The sequence below is a fragment of the Geothrix sp. SG200 genome, from assembly GCF_022808935.1.
Lineage (GTDB): Bacteria > Acidobacteriota > Holophagae > Holophagales > Holophagaceae > Geothrix > Geothrix alkalitolerans.
This window is the reverse complement of sequence record NZ_JAKZFR010000007.1, coordinates 1-15,951: the sequence shown is the minus strand read 5'-3', so window position 1 is coordinate 15,951 and position 15,951 is coordinate 1. Positions and strand designations below refer to the sequence as shown.

14 protein-coding genes are annotated in these 15,951 nt (G+C 68.5%); 5 read left to right on the top strand and 9 right to left on the bottom strand.

All coding sequences use genetic code 11. The features are described from left to right. Nucleotides 1–118 precede the first annotated feature (118 nt). Nucleotides 119–1,264 (bottom strand): acyl-CoA dehydrogenase family protein, encoded by a 1,146-nt coding sequence (locus ML539_RS13325; protein WP_243287611.1) that lies wholly within the window; start codon nt 1,262–1,264, stop codon nt 119–121. A gap of 162 nt (nt 1,265–1,426) precedes the next feature. On the opposite strand from ML539_RS13325, the gene ML539_RS13320 reads away from it, so the two are divergent. Together ML539_RS13320 and ML539_RS13315 are read left to right on the top strand one after the other, a co-directional pair. Continuing rightward, complete coding sequence (locus ML539_RS13320; RefSeq protein ID WP_243324617.1) at nt 1,427–2,782, top strand: aminotransferase class I/II-fold pyridoxal phosphate-dependent enzyme; 1,356 nt, start codon at nt 1,427–1,429, stop codon at nt 2,780–2,782. A 17-nt stretch (nt 2,783–2,799) separates the two neighbouring features. Beyond that, nucleotides 2,800–3,567: an SDR family NAD(P)-dependent oxidoreductase gene (locus tag ML539_RS13315; RefSeq protein WP_243324615.1), complete on the top strand. Its 768-nt coding sequence runs from the start codon at nt 2,800–2,802 to the stop codon at nt 3,565–3,567. A 54-nt stretch (nt 3,568–3,621) separates the two neighbouring features. Here ML539_RS13315 and ML539_RS13310 read toward each other — a convergent pair whose 3' ends face one another. From ML539_RS13310 to ML539_RS13280, 7 genes are all read right to left on the bottom strand, one after another. After that, nucleotides 3,622–5,250: a mechanosensitive ion channel family protein gene (locus tag ML539_RS13310; protein ID WP_243324613.1), complete on the bottom strand. Its 1,629-nt coding sequence runs from the start codon at nt 5,248–5,250 to the stop codon at nt 3,622–3,624. Nucleotides 5,251–5,303: 53 nt separating this feature from the next. Beyond that, on the bottom strand, nt 5,304–5,726 hold the full coding sequence (locus ML539_RS13305; protein ID WP_243324612.1) for an MscL family protein: 423 nt from the start codon (nt 5,724–5,726) through the stop codon (nt 5,304–5,306). Between the two features lie 28 nt (nt 5,727–5,754). Beyond that, complete coding sequence (locus ML539_RS13300) at nt 5,755–7,218, bottom strand: trehalose-6-phosphate synthase (RefSeq protein ID WP_243324611.1); 1,464 nt, start codon at nt 7,216–7,218, stop codon at nt 5,755–5,757. Continuing rightward, on the bottom strand, nt 7,208–7,978 hold the full coding sequence (locus ML539_RS13295; RefSeq protein WP_243324610.1) for an HAD-IIB family hydrolase: 771 nt from the start codon (nt 7,976–7,978) through the stop codon (nt 7,208–7,210). The genes ML539_RS13300 and ML539_RS13295 overlap by 11 nt, the downstream gene beginning before the upstream one ends. Nucleotide 7,979: 1 nt before the next feature. Beyond that, a complete protein-coding gene (locus ML539_RS13290) occupies nt 7,980–8,417 on the bottom strand; it encodes a MarR family transcriptional regulator (RefSeq protein WP_243324609.1) in 438 nt (145 codons plus the stop codon). 133 nt (nt 8,418–8,550) lie between these two features. Next, on the bottom strand, nt 8,551–9,678 hold the full coding sequence (locus ML539_RS13285; RefSeq protein ID WP_243324608.1) for an MFS transporter: 1,128 nt from the start codon (nt 9,676–9,678) through the stop codon (nt 8,551–8,553). Between the two features lie 29 nt (nt 9,679–9,707). Further along, nucleotides 9,708–10,907: an MFS transporter gene (locus ML539_RS13280; protein ID WP_243324607.1), complete on the bottom strand. Its 1,200-nt coding sequence runs from the start codon at nt 10,905–10,907 to the stop codon at nt 9,708–9,710. A gap of 55 nt (nt 10,908–10,962) precedes the next feature. Between ML539_RS13280 and ML539_RS13275 the strand changes: the two genes are divergently transcribed. Further along, nucleotides 10,963–12,486: an acyl-CoA carboxylase subunit beta gene (locus tag ML539_RS13275; protein ID WP_243324606.1), complete on the top strand. Its 1,524-nt coding sequence runs from the start codon at nt 10,963–10,965 to the stop codon at nt 12,484–12,486. 52 nt (nt 12,487–12,538) lie between these two features. Next, on the top strand, nt 12,539–13,060 hold the full coding sequence (locus ML539_RS13270) for a DinB family protein (RefSeq protein ID WP_243324604.1): 522 nt from the start codon (nt 12,539–12,541) through the stop codon (nt 13,058–13,060). Between the two features lie 10 nt (nt 13,061–13,070). On the opposite strand, the gene ML539_RS13265 is transcribed toward ML539_RS13270, so the two are convergent. Further along, nucleotides 13,071–13,913 carry an RMD1 family protein gene (locus tag ML539_RS13265; protein ID WP_243324602.1) on the bottom strand — a complete coding sequence of 281 codons (843 nt, stop codon included), beginning with the start codon at nt 13,911–13,913 and terminating at the stop codon, nt 13,071–13,073. A 250-nt stretch (nt 13,914–14,163) separates the two neighbouring features. On the opposite strand from ML539_RS13265, the gene ML539_RS13260 reads away from it, so the two are divergent. After that, entirely contained in the window at nt 14,164–15,747 is a 1,584-nt protein-coding gene (locus tag ML539_RS13260; RefSeq protein WP_243324600.1) for a methyl-accepting chemotaxis protein, read from the top strand. Nucleotides 15,748–15,951: the final 204 nt, after the last annotated feature.

Genomic DNA, 15,951 nt, shown 5'->3' with positions numbered 1-15,951 from the left:
CCCTGCTGGATCTCTTTCGCGATCACCAGGCGCTGGATCTGGTTATGGACGAACGCCGGGTCCCCGCTCGGGACAGCGCCGGTGCGCTGTCCGCTCGCGACCCGGACGATCCAGCGGCCTAATTGCCCTGCTGGATCTCCTTGGCGATGACCAGCCGCTGGATCTGGTTCGTCCCTTCATAGATCTGGAGCAGCTTGGCGTCGCGCATGCACTTCTCGACCAGGTAGTCGCGGCTGTAGCCGTTGCCGCCGAGGATCTGCACGGCGTCGGTGGTGACTTCCATGGCGGTGTCCGTGGCGAAGGTCTTGGCGATGGCGCTCTGCTTGGAGTTCTTGATGCCGTTGTCGGTCATCCAGGCGGCCTGCCAGGTGAGCAGGCGAGCGGCCTCGATCTTCTTGGCCATGTCCGCCAGCATGAAGCTGATGGCCTGGTTGGCGAAGATGGGCTGGCCGAACTGGATGCGGGTCTTCGCGTACTGCAGGGCGATCTCGTAGGCGGCGCGGGCCACGCCCACGCCCCCGGCGGCGACGGCGGCGCGGGTCTGGTCCAGGGTCTTCATGGCGATGACGAAGCCCATGCCCTCCTTGCCGAGGAGGTTCTCGGCGGGCACCTCGGCGTCGTTGAAGTAGAGCTCCACCTGGTTGCTGGCGCGCTGACCCATCTTGTCCAGGGCCTTGCCCACCACCAGGCCCGGCGTATCGCGGGGCACGACGATGCAGCTGGTGCCGCGGGCGCCCTTGCTGGGGTCGGTGCTGCAGAAGAGCGCGTACCAGTCGGCGTAGCCGCCGTTGGTGCAGTAGCATTTGGTGCCGTTGATGATGTACTTGTCGCCCTTCTTCTCGGCGCGGCAGCTCATGCCGCCAGCGTCGGAGCCAGCGTTGGGCTCGGAGAGGGAGAAGGCCGCGAACTTGGGCTCCTCGGCGATCATGCCCAGCCACTTCTTCTTCTGCTCGGGGCTCGCCGCGATGAGGAGGGGCGTCATGGCCAGGCCGTTGGCCATGATGGAGGTGTAGAGGCCGCCGCAGCCCCAGGACAGCTCTTCGCAGACGATGGCCTCATCCATCTGGGAAGCGCCGGGGCCGCCGCAGTCCTCGGGCACCAGGGCCTGAAGGTAGCCGTAGTCGAAGGCGGCCTTGTAGACGTCCACGGCCCACTCGCCGGTTTCGTCGTACTTGCGGGCCACGGGGCGCATGATCTTCTCGGCGAAGGTATGGGCCCGTTCTTTTTCGGCCAGCTGTTCGGGGGTGAGCGAGAAACCGAGCATGGATGCCTCTTCAGATAGGGAGGTGGAATGGCGTGCGGATGGGTCCGGAGGGTCCAGTCTAGCGGCCCACCCCGCGCCGCCCAAGGCCGGAGGCCCTGTCGCGGAGTAGGATGACGGCGGTCACAGTGCGGCCCCGGGTTAAACTCAAGGGTTGGAGTGCCCATGACCATTCATCTGACCGACCTCGGCAAGGCCGTCCTCGAGACCGAATACGCCGTGCGGGGCCCCATCGTGGCCCGGGCCGCGGAACTGGAGAAGCAGGGCCGCGAGATCATCTACTGCAACATCGGGAACCCCCAGTCCCTGGGCCAGAAGGCGCTCACCTGGAACCGCCAGATCCTAGCCCTCTGCGAATATCCGGCGCTGATGGACCTGGCCCCCGGAATCTTCCCGCCCGATGTGATCGAGACCGCCAAGGCCATCCTCGCCGGGACGAAGCACGGCCTCGGCGCCTACAGCGAGAGCCGCGGCGTGCGGTTCATCCGCGAGGCGGTGGCCGAATTCATCCTGGAGCGCGACCACATGCGGGTGGATCCCGACGCCATCTTCCTGACGGACGGCGCCAGCAAGGGCGTGCAGACCATCCTGCGCCTGCTCATCGCCGGCCCCCAGGACGGCATCATGATCCCCATCCCTCAGTACCCTTTGTACTCGGCCACCATCACGCTGTACGAGGGGCGCATGGTGCCCTACTACCTGGACGAGGCCAACGGGTGGAAGCTGAGCCGCGCCATGCTGGAGGCCTCCCTGGCCCAGGCGAAGGCCGAAGGCACCCACGTGAAGGCCATCTGCGTCATCAACCCGGGCAATCCCACGGGCGCGGTGCTGGACGAGGCCAACATCGAGATGGTCATCGGGTTCGCGAGGGATCACGGACTCTCGATCCTGGCCGACGAGGTCTACCAGGAGAACATCTACCTGCCGGGCGACGAGTTCGTGTCCTTCGCCAAGGTGCTCCACCAGATGGAGGCGAAGGAGGTCTCCCTCTTCAGCTTCCACTCCTGCTCCAAAGGCTTCCTGGGCGAGTGCGGCGTGCGCGGCGGCTACTTCGAGTACCGGAACGTGCCCGAGGACGTGGCCGCCCAGATCCTCAAGCTCCAGAGCGTGAGCCTCTGCGCCAACTTGGCGGGCCAGGCAGCCACCTGCGCGATGGTGCGTCCTCCGAAGCCGGGCATGCCCTCGTACGCCCGGTACGCCGAGGAGAAGGCCGCCATCCTCGGCGCGCTGAAGCAGCGGGCCATCCTGCTGGCCGAGGGCCTGAACCGCATCGAGGGCATCGCCTGCAACGTGATCGCGGGTGCCATGTACGCCTTCCCCAGCATCACGCTGCCGCCCGGCCGCACGGACTTCGACTACGCCATGGCGCTGCTCGAGCAGACGGGGATCTGCGTGGTGCCCGGCTCCGGCTTCGGCCAGGCCGATAGCACGGCCCACTTCCGCACCACCATCCTGCCGCCCACGGACAAGCTCCAGAAGGTCGTCGAAGCCCTGGGCGAATTCCACCGGAACTACCGCTGAATCCCACAGGAGACGCCATGCGCCCTGAGCACCCCATCGTCCTCATCACCGGCGCGTCCAGCGGCTTCGGCGAAGCCATGGCGCGGCTGCTGGCCTCGCAGGGGTGCCACCTGGCCCTGGGCGCCCGCCGGGTGGAGCGCGTGCAGGCCCTGGCCGACGAGCTCCAGAAGGCCCATGGCGTGAAGGTCTTTGCCGGGGCCGTGGACACACGCCACACCGCCAGCGTGGATACGTTCGTGGCGGAGGCCGCCGCCGAGCTGGGGGGCCTCCACGTCCTCATCGCCAACGCGGGCCTGGCCAGCGGCACCTACAAGATGTGGGAAACGCCGGACGAGGACCTGGAAGCCATGATGCGCACCAACGTCGAAGGCGTGGTGAAGACCGTCCGTGCGGGCCTGCCGCACCTGCGCAAGGCCGGCTGGGGCCACGTCTTTTTCATCGGGTCCACGGCGGGCCATCAGCCCTACGAGGGCGGCAGCGTCTACTGCGCCTCCAAGTTCGGCGTGAAGGCCATGGCCCACAGCCTGCGCCTGGAGCTGAACGGCGAGCAGATCCGCGTGACCTCCGTGGACCCCGGCATGGCCGAGACCGAGTTCTCCAACGTCCGGCTCAAGGACGGCGCCAAGGCCGCCGCGGTCTACCAGGGTGTGAAGCCCCTCAGTGCCTTTGATGTGGCCGAGTGCGTGCGCTGGTGCCTCATGCTCCCGGACCACGTGAACATCGACGAGATCCTCGTGAAGTGCGTCGATCAGGCCAGCGCCTACAAGCTGCACCGCCGGAGCTGACGTTCACCCATCCGACAGGCCGGTTGCGCGGGAGGGATTTCCTCCCCGGGCCCTCTAGGTGTCCTCCCGCTCCAGGTCCACCCGGAAGGCGGGAGCCCGGTAATCCGGAGGGCGATGGGACTCGGGGACCGTGGCGGTGTTCCCGTCCCTCAGGGCGCGGTAGTGGGGGCTCATGATCTCCACCCCGGCCCGGTTGAAGGCTTCCTGGATGTGCTGGTGAAGGCTCGATTGGAGGTCGGCCATGCGCCTGGGTTCCAGGGTGTAGGCGTTGATCTGGTACGACACGTAGAAATCGTCGAGGCTGGTCTGGAGGACGAACGGCGCGGGGACCTCCAGGAGGCCCTCTGTGGCGACGGCCGCATCCAACAGCAGGCCATGCACCGTTCGCCAGGGCACGTCGTACCCGATGGTGACTGTGCTGTGGAGGATGAGGCCGCCCTCCCCGGCGCTGGCGGAGTAGTTGTGCACCTGGCTTGCGAGGATGGTGGCATTGGGGATGCTGATCTCCACGTTCTTGATCGTGCGGAGCCGCGTGGCCAGGGCCGAACGTTCGATCACGTCGCCGGTCGCGTCGCCGATCTGCACGCGGTCCCCGATCCGGAAGGGGCGCATGTAGGTGAGCAGGACGCCTGCGATGACATTCCCCATGGCGCCCGAGGAACCGAAGCTGACGATGACGCCGAGGAAGAGGCTGACGCCCTTGAAGGCCTCGGACCCCGAACCGGGAAGGTAGGGGAAGGCCAGCACGAGGGCGATGGCCAGAGTCACGAGTTTGGCCAGCTTGTGGGTGGGGTCGGCCCAGTCCGGGTGGAAGCTGGCGAACTTCAGGCGATGGTCCTGGATGGCTTCGAAGATCAGGCGGAGGAACCGGAGCGCGTACCGGGTTCCCAGGAAGATGATGGCCAGGTAGAACAGGTTCGGAAGGTAGTCCAGGATGGCGCGCCCTGCCACGCTCAGAGGCTGCAGGACGGCATGGAACAACCGCCAGGTCAGCCCGCGGGTCCAGGGAAACATCCCGAACAGCACACTCAGGTAGGCGTAGCCCACGACGAGGAGCACCAGGATCTGCAGGCCCCCTCCGAGGAGGTTCAGGAGCTGGCGGGCCCGGTCCTTCGGGATCAGCTCCAGGTCCTGGAATCTCAGTTGGGCGGCCATGGCCAGGGCGCGAGGCTCAAGCCTGATCCTGAGGGCCCCCATCAGGCGCCGGATCAGCCGGTAGAGGACCCAGGCCGCCAGGCTGGCCAGGAGCGCCAGGGCGGCGCCGGCGGCCAGGCGCTTCAGGCGGTTGGCGGGCCGGAACTGGACGAGGACCTGCTCCACGGCGGCCCGGCGCTGCTCCGCAAGGGCCGACTTTTCGGTGCCCGCCGCGGCTGCATCGGCCTCCGTCACGGTGAACAGGATCACGTCTCCTGCGGTGACCTGGGCATCAGGCCCCTCCTGGATCACCCGCAGGGGCGGGAGGGGGGCGAAAGGGTTCCTGTCCAGTTCCGCGAGCCTCCCTTCGAGCGCCTTCGCACGCTCTTCGGCGGAGAAGGCGCCGAGGCCCGTGGAGATCCGGAACAATTCCACGCCATGGTGGCTCACAGGGAAGCCCTGGGGCGTCGGGGCGACCGCCTGAAGCGGGAGCAGGACGCCGAGAAGGAGGAAGGTCGCGGTCCGGACTAGGGTCCTGCATGGTGTCATGGCGGACTCCCGTGGGGCAGGTGCCTCGATGGTACCTCCATCGGCCGGGCGGGCTACTTCCCGGGAACCAGGGGGGCCGGCAGGCTGCTCCCGCACCACCGGCAGCGGGTGGCCTCGGGGTGGATGGGCTCCCTGCAGAAGGAGCAGACCCTGGATCCCACCCCCGAACCCCCGGTCTCGGCCCCCCTTCGCAGGCTTCCAAGCCCCTTGATCAGAAGCAGATACATCACTCCGACCTTGGCCAGGAAGTCCAAGATCGCCGAGATCACCGGGCCGATCCGCCATTGCCAGTAGGTCCATTTCTCCCACTGGGTTTCTCTCAACCAGAATGCGAAGGTGGGCATCACCAGGCCATCGACGCAGGCGGTGATGATCCGTCCGATGGCGCCCCCGATGACCACGGCCATGACGAAATCCAGGACGTTCCCACGCAGCGCGAAGCCCTCGAACTCCTCCAGCGCCTTTTTCACATGCATGCCGACTCCGAACCGGTCCGGGCGGAGGCTAGGCCTCCTCCAGTTCCTTCGTGAATGCCTTCCGCCACCAGCCGAGATCCCGGTTCCGGCTGACGCGGCGCATGGCCCGGAACCGCTTCTTCCGCTCACTGGCGGGCAGCGTGAGCGCGGTGTGGATGCCCTCGGCCACATGCTCGGGGGAGAAGGGATTGACGAGCACCGCGCCCGGGAGGTCGAAGGCGGCGCCGGCGAATTCCGAGAGGACCACCGCGCCGTCCTCGCGGCAGAGGGCGTATTCCTTGGCGACGAGGTTCATGCCGTCGCGCAGGGGCGTCACGAGGCAGACGTCCGCGGCCAGGTAGAGACCCACCAGCTCCTTGAGGGGCAGCGTCCTGCCGAGATTGATGATGGGGAGCCAGGTGGGCGTGCCGAGGCGGCTGTTCACCTCCCCGACGGCCTGGTGGGTCTGATCGCGGAGCCGCTCGAACTCCGGCACCCCCTCCCGGCTCGGGACGGCGATCTGGAGGAGCGTCACCCGGCCGATCCATTCCGGATGCCGGTCAAAGAGGGCCTCCATGGCCTTGACGCGCTCGACGGGGCCTTTCACATAGTCCAGGCGTTCCGCCGAGAGGAGCAGATGATCCACCGCCATCTGGGACCTCAGGTCGGAGGCGTAGGCCTTGGCCTCGGGAGAGTCGACGAGGCGCTCCAGGTCCTCCCTCGCGGCGCCGATGCCCAGGGAGAGGAGCTTCACCGCGCGTCCGCCGTGCATCAGCGAATCACAGACCAGGGTGGGGGCGAGGGCGTGGCTTTCCAGGTTGCTCCTCCGCCAGTGGGGCTTGGCGCCCAGGAACCGGCCGCAGCTCCGGGCGAAATTCGTGGCGTAGAGCGGAATGTGGAACCCGACGAGGTCGCATCCCAGCACCCCGTCGAGCAGCTCCTCCCGCCAGGGCAGGATGCCGAACACATCCGGGGGAGGAAAGGCCGTGTGGAGGAAGAACCCCAGCTTGAGGTCCGGCCGGAGCTTGCGCAGGAGCCCGGGAAGGAGCATCAGGTGGAAGTCCTGCACCCAGACGGTGGCCCGGGGGGCCGCAAGGCGGGCGATGGCATGGGCGAAGCGCTCGTTCACCATCCGGTAGGTGTCCCAGAGTCCCGGTGTGAACTGGAGCCTGCTGGGGAAGCAGAAGAGGATCGGCCAGAGGGATTCCGTGGTGAATCCCTCGTAGAACTCCTTGGCCTCCTCGCCCGTCAGGAGCACCTCGTGGATCCGGAACCGCTCCTCCTCCTCGATGAGCACGGTCCGGTGCCGCTCCGGCATGACCTCACCCTCTTCCCGCAGGCCCCAGCAGACCCAGGTTCCTCCGGTGGCGCGCATGACCGGCTCCATCGCGCCGAACACGCCGTTCACCCTGCGGCGCCACCCGCCCTCGGGCTGTTGGGCGAAGGGTCCCCGATGCGAGGCCACGATGAGCTGGGAGGGTTCCCGTTCGGATGCGATCAGGTCAATGGTCATGTTCCTCCTCATCAAGCAGGCCGAAGGCGGCGAGGGCCTCATGGATCCCCCGGGGGCCGGGGAAGGAGGCCCTGCGGGCCCGGCGGATCAGGGCGGGAGGCGCTTCCCGGTCATCGAGCCCGGTCGGCATGAGAACGGGGTGGTCCGCGAATTCGAACAGGCCCAGGTCGTTGGCGGAGTCTCCGCAGCCCACCACGGGCCGCGGGAGATCCTGGGTCTGCTGGAGGAACGCGAGCGCCGCGCCCTTGTGGACGCCTGGCGGGAGGACGTCGAAGTAGAGATCGTGGGACGGCAGAATGTCAGCCTTCAGCCCGTGAGCTTCGCAGGCCAGGTGGAGCTTCCGCCCAGCCTCCGCCATGTCCGCGCCTGCGGCCCGCTGAAGCCCGAGCCTGCGGATGGGGGCCAGGCCCGGCTGGACCTGGAGGCCGTCGGGCAGGCCGGCCTCGAGGAGGCGCTGCGCCGCGCCAGCGTCCCAGTGTCCGGCCACGCGGTCGGCCCAGGCGCGGTCCTCCTCCCAGGAGCCATCGGGCCTGCGGTGGAAGAGGGCCGTCCCCACATCGGAAATCAGGTGCTGCGGGGGCAGGAGGCCCCACCGCTCGATGGCTTCGAGCGCGGACAGGAAGGTTCGGCCCGTGGCGAAGGTGAGCACCGCCCCGGGTTGCGCGAGCAGGGTCGCCTCCAGCCGTCGGAGGTCGGGAACTTGGCCGGGGTCCGGCAGCCAAGTGCCATCCAGGTCGGTCGCGAGATGGAAGACCGCCATCCTAGCCCTCCGCAAAGAAGAACCGGGCGTCGGTCGCATCCACCTCCATGTCCGAGGCGAGCCGCTTCAGGGACTGGTTGAGGCTCGCCACGGAGTCGAGGTCCATGCCGTGGAGGGCGTAGAGGAGCTGCCCCTGGGCCGGATGCGGCGCGCCCTTGAGGAGCTGGGACCCTTCCGCCGTGAGGGAGAGCATCACCCGGCGGCGGTCGGCGGGGTCGGGCTCCCGCGTGAGCAGGCCCCGCTTGTGGAGGCGCTCCACCACACCCGTGACCGTGCTGGGTTCGAGGTGCATCTGTTTCGAGAGGGCCTTCAGCGAGAGCGTGCCGGCCCGGTTCAACTCCCAGAGGGCCCAGAGCTGGGGACCGGTGAGCCCGCATTGCTTCTCCACCCGCATCGAGTAGTCGTGCAGCGCCTTGACGATGCGCCTCAGGCTTTGCATGACCTCCTCGGCGTGGAGGTGTTTTTCCTGAGTCTCAGAGTTATTAATTTGCATTCAAATAGTTTGCACTCAAATTAAAATGACGTCAAGCCGGGGCCTGGACTTGGCTCTTCCAGAGGCCAAGATCCAGGGGTCAGGGGCAGACGGTCGCAGGCCGGCTGAGCCGGAGGGCCACGGGCAGAGAGGCCAGGATGGCCGCCGCACCCAGGGCCCAGCCCATGCGGTAGCCCTGGTGGCCGATGATCCAGCCCAGGCCGAAGCTGCCGAGGCCGATGCCCGAGTCGAAGGCGAAGAGGAGGGCCCCGAAGGCCGCGCCCCGGCGCTTGGGGTCGGCCGTCTCCAGGAGCTTCGCGTTGAGCAGGGTGTGGACCATGCTGTAGCCGGCCCCGTAGAGCACGGCGGAAGTCACATGGCGGGCCAGGGCTCCGGGCAGGGCGGCCAGCAGGATCATGCCCGCCAGGGCGCCCACCAGCATGGCCGGGAGCAGGCGGATGGGGCGCCTGCCGAAGCCCGTCCGCAGCATGGCGATGCGCATCAGCACCATGCCCAGGGCCATGCAGGAGAGGAAGGCGGAGGGCAGGGGCATGCCGAGGGCCAGGGCCTCCTGGGCCGTGTAGCTCCCCAGCGCCCCGTAGCCCAGGGCCACGCAGAAGAGCACGAGGCTGGGGCCCAGGGCCGACGCGTCCGGCCGCTGGAAACCCTCGGCCCGGCCGTGGGGCTGGTCCTTGGGCAGGGTGGTGCCCAGGCCGGCGAGGGCCAGGAACAGGGCGGCCAGGTACCACCCGATGGGGGCGAACCCCCAATGCTGGTGGATCCACAGGCCCAGCAGCGGGCCCACGATGACGCCCCCGGGGCTGGCCAGGCCATAGAGGCTGAGGCCATCGGCGCGGCGATCTTCCGGCAACACATGGGAGAGGGAAGCCATGGTGGCCGTCAGCAGGCCGGACCAGACGATGCCGTGCGGGAAGGCGAGGGCGTAGAAACCCCAGCGCACCGGCATCATTGCGTAGGCGCCCAGGAAGAGCGCATAGAGCGAGGCGGAAGTGACCACCAGGCGGCGGTGTCCCACGCGGTCGCCCAGCGGGCCCGTGAAGAGCGCGCCCAGGGCGCTGCCGGCGGTGAAGAGGCTCATGAACCGGCCGCTTTCCGCCAGACTGGCCCCCAGGGCGCGCAGTCGCAGCGGCACTGTGGGGAAGAGCTGGAAGGCCGCGAAGAAGGTCACGAACGTGATGGCCCAGACGAGGGCAAACTGCCGCGTCATCAGGCGCGGCCGCGGGCTCGAAAGATCCGTCATCCCTCTACGATGACAGAGGCCCCCGGCACGGATGTCACGGCCGGTCTGCGGACCACGCGCTGCGCCACGGGAACGCACAGGGTCATCAGGCCCGCCCCGACGGCCCAGCCCCAGCGGAAGCTGGCGTGCTGCATGACCCAGCCCAGGCCCAGGGACCCTATGGCGGTGGCCGCGTCGAAGGCGAAGAAGAAGGCGCCGGTGGCCGCGCCCCGGTGGTGGGGCGGCGTGGTCTCCATGACATGGGTGAGCATGAGCGTGTGCACCATGCCGTAGCCCGCGCCGTAGACGAGGCCCGAGGACAGGTGCCGGGCCAGGCCCCCCGGCAGGAAGGCCAGCAGCCCGTAGCCCAGGGCGGTGAGCGCGGCCATCCACGGCAGCAGGGCCACGGGCCGCCGGCCCATGCCGGTGAGGGCGAGCAGGCCGCGCATGCCCATCATGCCCAGGGCGAAGCAGGTCAGGAATGCGGACGGCCAGGGCAGGCCCAGGGCCTTCGCCTCCTGGGCGCTGTAGGGCGGCATGGGGCCGAAGCTGAGGCCCACCAGGCCCATGACGGCCACCGCACCCCACACACTGCGGTCCGGCCATTGGAACAGGCTCGCGGCTTCGATCTCGCGGGGCTCCTCGCGGGGCAGGAAGCCGATCAGCAGGTGCAGCGCCACGAAGACGCCCGCCAGCAGGGCCAGCATCCATGAGAAGCCCAGGTGGGGCATCAGCCAGAGCCCCACCAGGGGGCCCACGGCCACGCCGCCGGGGCCCGTCAGGCCGAAGATCGAGAGCCCCTGGGCCCGGTGGGCCAGGGGCAGGATGCCGCCCACCTTGGCCACGGAGGCCGTGCGCAGGGCCGACCAGAGCAGGCCGTGCAGGGGCGCCAGCAGGTAGAACACCCAGCGGACTCTCAGCAGGGCGTAGACGAGGAGGATCCCCACCACCGCCAATGTGGCGACCCGCAGCACGCGGCGTGGCCCCAGGCGGTCGCCCAGGGGACCCGTAACCAGCGCCCCGAAGCCCGAGCCCAGCATGAAGGCGGTCTGGAAGCGCCCGCTCTCCGCCAGGCTGGCGCCGAACTCCCGGAGCCGCAGGGGCACCACGGGGAAGAGCTGGTAGCCCGCGGCGAAGACCAGGAAATAAAAAACGCAGACGACGAGAAAAGGCACCGTCAGGAACCCGGTCCGCCGCGACCCGTCTGCGTCTTGCATCCCTCCAGGATCGCACGCCGGGCCGCTATGCTGAAGGATCCATCCCGAGGCACCCATGCAGCTGGACCAGTTCCATTCGGAAGTTGAGCGCATCAAGAAAGGCGGCGCGGCCAAGGCCCACGAGAAGAACACGGAGGCCGGCAAGCTCTTCGCCCGGGAGCGCATCCACCTGCTGGTGGACGAGGGCAGCTTCAGCGAGGACGGCCTCTTCGCCAACGCGCTGCACAAGGACCTGCCCGCCGATGGCGTCATCACGGGCACGGCCACGGTGGATGGCCGCCCAGTGGCGCTCATGGCCAACGACAGCACCATCAAGGCCGGCAGCTGGGGCGCGCGGACGGTGGAGAAGATCATCCGTATCCAGGAAGTGGCGATGCGCATGAAGGTCCCCATGCTCTACCTGGTGGACAGCGCCGGGGCCCGCATCACGGACCAGCTCGACATGTTCCCCGGCCGTCGGCACGCCGGCACCATCTTCCACATGGAGGTGGCGCTCTCGGGCCTGGTGCCCCAGGTCTGCCTGCTCTTCGGCCCCTCGGCCGCGGGCGGCGCCTACATCCCCGCCTTCTGCGACGTGGTGATGATGGTGGAGGGCAACGCCAGCATGTACCTGGGCTCGCCCCGCATGGCGGAGATGGTCATCGGCGAGAAGATCAGCCTGGAGGACCTGGGCGGCGCCCGCATGCACTGCTCCGTGAGCGGCTGCGGCGACTTCCTCTGCAAGACCGAGCAGGAGGCCATCGCCCTCTGCCGCCAGTATCTCTCCTACTTCCCCCGGCACTGCGAAGACGCCTTGCCCGCCGCTCCGCCGAAGGCGGTATCGCCCAAAGCGAAAGCCTTGGGCGCACTGGTTCCCAAGGACATCAACTCCCCTTTCCAGATGAAGGATTTCATCGAGGGCCTGGTGGACGAGGGGAGCTTCCTGGAAGTGAAGAAGCTCTATGCCGGCGAGATCATCACGGGCCTCGCCCGCCTCGAGGGCAAGCCCGTGGGCATCCTGGCCAACCAGCCCCGCGTGAAGGGCGGCGTGCTCTTCGTGGACAGCGCTGACAAGGCCACCCGGTTCATGACGCTCTGCGACGCCTTCGGCATCCCCCTGGTGTTTCTCAGCGACGTGCCGGGCTTCATGATCGGCAGCGCCGTGGAGAAGCAGGGCATCATCCGCCACGGCGCGAAGATGATCAGTGCCATGGCCTCCTGCAGCACGCCGCGCATCTGCGTGGTGGTGCGCAAGGCTTACGGCGCGGGCCTCTACGCCATGAGCGGCCCGGGCTTCGACCCCGACGCCACCCTGGCCCTGCCCACAGCCAGCATCGCCGTCATGGGCGCCGAAGCCGCGGTGAACGCCGTCTTCGCCAACAAGATCGCCGAGAAGCCCGAAGAAGAGCGGGCCGCCTACGTCCAGCAGCTCCGCGACGAGTACAACGAGGACATCGACCTGAAGAAGCTGGGCGCCGACCTGCACGTGGACGCCATCGTGGATCCCGCCGACCTCCGGCGCGAGCTCATCACCCGCCTCGCCCGCGCCCGCCGACGCGAGTCCTGGCCCGCCAAGCGCAGGAGCGTCACGCCGGTCTGACCTCCTCCGCGCGGGTTTGCGCTATGCTTCCGGGGATCTTTCCGGAGGCCGCATGTTCCGTCGCGTGGAGGACTTCAAGACCATCTGGCAGCAGGAGGCGGAGAAGACCCTGGCCGTCTTCGAGGCCATTCCGGACGCCGCGGCCCACCAGGCTGTGGATGAGCAGCACCGGGATTTGCGGCGCATGGCCTGGCACCTGGTGGAGACCATCCTGGAGCTGCCCCAGAACCTGGGCCTGAAGGTGAAGGGCCCGGTGGGGCTGGGCCCCGACGGCTTCATCGCCACGCCGCCGCCGCCCACCATGGCCGAGATCGTCGCCGCCTACCGCGTCGTGAGCGACTCCCTGCTGGACCACATGGGCAGCTGGAGCAACACGGAGCTGGGGCGGAACTTCACGCTCTACGGCGAGACCTGGACGGGCGCCTTCGCGCTCTACGTGCTCGTGAGCCACCAGGCGCACCACCGGGGCCAGATGACGGTCCTCATGCGCCAGGCCGGCCTGCATGTGCCCAGCATCTATGGGCCGACGAAGGAGGGCTGGGCCCAGTTCGGGATGGCGGCGCCGAAGGTGTAGCCTTTTCGGCTCACTTCAGGGGGAACTCCTTCCAGACGAAGAGGACCACCTCGACCAGGATGAGCACGATGATGATCCACTCCAGCCGCTGGTCCTTGCGGTGGGCCAGCACGTCCAGCACCGTGGCGCCGGCGTCCTGGAGGTAGGCCACCTTCTGGTTCACGGCGGACAGGCGCTCCTCCAGGTCGAACTGGTCGAAGAGGGCCCCATCCAGGTGGGCCAGCGCCTCGCTCTCCCAAGTCTCCGGCGGGTCGTCGAAGAGGGTGAGGGTGTCCAGCACCGCCGCGCGCACCGCCATGGCGAAGCCCACGGTGCGCAGCAGATCCTTCTGGCCGGGCACCAGGCGTCCCTCCTCGCGGAGGGCGGTCACCACCGGTCCGAAGCGGGCCAGGGCCTGGCTCACCTCCGCCTCCACCGCATCCAGGGCCACGCTCTGGGCGAGGGCGAGCGAGACGATCTTCAGCTTGTCCAGGGTGAGCTCCCGCAGCCAGACCTCCGAGAAGCCCACCCGGTCCGCCTCGGCGCCGAGGTGGACCCGCAGCTCGTCCCGGGCGGCCTCGGCCCGCGCGCCCGTTCCCGGCAGGCGCGCCAGGTCCTGGAGGACCGAGGCCGTGACCTCGGGGGAGGCGCCCCAGAACACCGCCGCCCCGAACCGGGCGAGGTACACCCAGGTTCCGGCCTCGGGTTCCAGCACCAGGGGGTTGGTGGACAGCACCCGGTGGTGGGGGTAGGTCGCGCAGAAAGCCCGGAAGTCGATCTGGCCCTGGAAGTATTCCGCCCGGAGCAGCACCCCGTCGGCGGGCCTCTCGGAGAGCAGGGGGGCGCGCCGGAGCGCCTGGGATCCCGGGTCCATGGCTCCAATGTAGGCCCGGTGGCGGCTGGGGGTGAGCCGATTCGGGGCCTTCTGGTCAGGCGTTGACCGGGTGGACAGGATTTGATCGACCTGATGTTTCTGCCTCTGGGCGATTTAAGGCGTCAACTGCATGCGGTCCATGAAATGGGCCGTGACGAGGTCGCTGGCCCCCATATTGCTTGTTACTTATTGAGCATTGCCATTTATTGTTACGTCACCTTTCCCGGAGGGGCCCCTGGTGTTCAAGAACATGACGATCAGATGGAAGCTGAACCTGCTCCTCGGGTTCACCGTCCTGAGCCTCGGCACGATCGGGGTGCTGTCGCATGTCCAGCGGCGCCAGATGGAGGCTTCGATCACGGCGATGGTCGATCGGGACCTCCGGCTGCTCGTGGACCTCAACCGGGCCCAGGCCGAAGGCCTGCAGATGGGCCAAGCCACCCGGAATCTCCTGATCGATCCAGCCGACGACCAGGCCAGGCAGAATTTCGAAGAAGCCTACCGGCAGTCGGCCGAGGCCCTGGCCCACGCGGAGCGCCTGGCCCCCGAAGGCATGCGGGTACGCCTGCCGACCCTGCTCGCCCTCTGGGCCGAGGACCACGCCCTTCAGGTCGAGGTCCAGCGCCAGGCTTCCCTGGGGCACCAGGATGCCGCCACGGCGCTGCTGGTGCAGAAGGAGAAGCCCGCCTGGCGCGAGGCCAAGGGTCTCCTGATCAGGCTCATTGGAGAGCAGCAGAAGGTCTTCACCGCCAAGAAGGACGCGGAAGTCGCCAGCATGGCGAGGACCCGGAGCCTCCTCGCCATCGGCCTGGGCCTCGCCGGCTTCCTCTTCATCCTGTTCACCCTGGCGATCGCCCGCAGCGTCGCCAAGCCGCTCCGCCTGAGCGTGGAGGCAGTCAAGCAGCTCGCCAAGGGCGACCTAGCGGTCAAGATCCAGGTGCCCGGGAGGGACGAAGCCAGCTGGGTGCTCTACGCCATGAAGAAGATGATGGAGAGCATGAACCAGGTGGTGACGGAGATCCGGGGCGCCGCGGCCGAGGTGGCCCGGGGCAGCCATCAGATCGCGATCGGCGCCGAGCAGCTCTCCAGCGGCACCTCCCGGCAGGCGGCGTCGGCCGAGGAGGCCGCCGCCTCCATCGAGGAGATGAACGCCACCATTCGGCAGAACGCGGACAACGCCAGCCAGACGGAACGGATGGCCATGCAGGCCGCCGGCGACGCGGGGAAGACCGGAGCCGCGGTGGCGGAGGCCATGGCGGCCATGAAGGACATCGCCGCCCGGATCGAGATCATCGACGACATCGCCTGGCAGACCAACCTCCTCGCCCTCAATGCGTCCATCGAGGCGGCGCGGGCCGGCGAGCATGGGAAGGGCTTCGCGGTCGTGGCTTCCGAAGTCCGCAAGCTGGCCGAGCGCAGCCAGGTGGCGGCCGGCGAGATCAGCCAGCTGTCTTCGGCCAGCGTCGACGTGGCCGAGCGGGCGGGCAAGATGCTCGCGAAGCTGGTGCCCGACATCCGGAAAACCGCCGAGCTGGTCCAGGAGATCAGCGCCGCCTCCCGGGAGCAGGCCACGGGGGCGGGACAGATCAACTCGGCCATCCAGCAGCTCAGCCGCGTGATCCAGGAGAATGCCGGAGCCGCGGAGGAAATGGCCTCGACGGCGGAGGAGCTGTCTGCCCAGGCTGCGCACCTCCAGGCCACCCTCGGGTTCTTCCGGACCGGAGGAGAGCGGCCGGGAGCCACTCCCGGCGCGAATGCCGGTATGAATACTGGCCCGAAGCCCGATCCGTCGGGCGTCCGCCGCCATCTGGCGGACCTGAACGCGGCCACCTGACCCAGGCGGAGACGCTGGGTTCCCCAGCATCGCCCCTCGCGAAACGGGGCGTTCAGGGGTCGGGGCGGCGATTTTCAAAAAAAGGTGTTGCAACTTCATTGGAAGCGCCTAGACTGAATTGCATGGTGAAACACCTAATCTCTGGAGGCTCCATGCGACACCCCTTCCGCACCCTGCTCGCCACCCTCGCCCTGGCGGCCGTGC

Excerpts from the sequence above, each read along its gene's own strand:
- ML539_RS13280 (WP_243324607.1), bottom strand. The coding sequence starts at position 10,907 with ATGCAAGACGCAGACGGGTCGCGGCGGACCGGGTTCCTGACGGTGCCT.
- ML539_RS13300 (WP_243324611.1), bottom strand. The coding sequence starts at position 7,218 with ATGACCATTGACCTGATCGCATCCGAACGGGAACCCTCCCAGCTCATC.
- ML539_RS13315 (WP_243324615.1), top strand. The coding sequence starts at position 2,800 with ATGCGCCCTGAGCACCCCATCGTCCTCATCACCGGCGCGTCCAGCGGC.
- ML539_RS13285 (WP_243324608.1), bottom strand. The coding sequence starts at position 9,678 with ATGACGCGGCAGTTTGCCCTCGTCTGGGCCATCACGTTCGTGACCTTC.
- ML539_RS13325 (WP_243287611.1), bottom strand. The coding sequence starts at position 1,264 with ATGCTCGGTTTCTCGCTCACCCCCGAACAGCTGGCCGAAAAAGAACGG.
- ML539_RS13275 (WP_243324606.1), top strand. The coding sequence starts at position 10,963 with ATGCAGCTGGACCAGTTCCATTCGGAAGTTGAGCGCATCAAGAAAGGC.
- ML539_RS13260 (WP_243324600.1), top strand. The coding sequence starts at position 14,164 with ATGACGATCAGATGGAAGCTGAACCTGCTCCTCGGGTTCACCGTCCTG.
- ML539_RS13290 (WP_243324609.1), bottom strand. The coding sequence starts at position 8,417 with ATGCAAAGCCTGAGGCGCATCGTCAAGGCGCTGCACGACTACTCGATG.
- ML539_RS13310 (WP_243324613.1), bottom strand. The coding sequence starts at position 5,250 with ATGACACCATGCAGGACCCTAGTCCGGACCGCGACCTTCCTCCTTCTC.
- ML539_RS13295 (WP_243324610.1), bottom strand. The coding sequence starts at position 7,978 with ATGGCGGTCTTCCATCTCGCGACCGACCTGGATGGCACTTGGCTGCCG.
- ML539_RS13305 (WP_243324612.1), bottom strand. The coding sequence starts at position 5,726 with ATGCATGTGAAAAAGGCGCTGGAGGAGTTCGAGGGCTTCGCGCTGCGT.
- ML539_RS13320 (WP_243324617.1), top strand. The coding sequence starts at position 1,427 with ATGACCATTCATCTGACCGACCTCGGCAAGGCCGTCCTCGAGACCGAA.
- ML539_RS13265 (WP_243324602.1), bottom strand. The coding sequence starts at position 13,913 with ATGGACCCGGGATCCCAGGCGCTCCGGCGCGCCCCCCTGCTCTCCGAG.
- ML539_RS13270 (WP_243324604.1), top strand. The coding sequence starts at position 12,539 with ATGTTCCGTCGCGTGGAGGACTTCAAGACCATCTGGCAGCAGGAGGCG.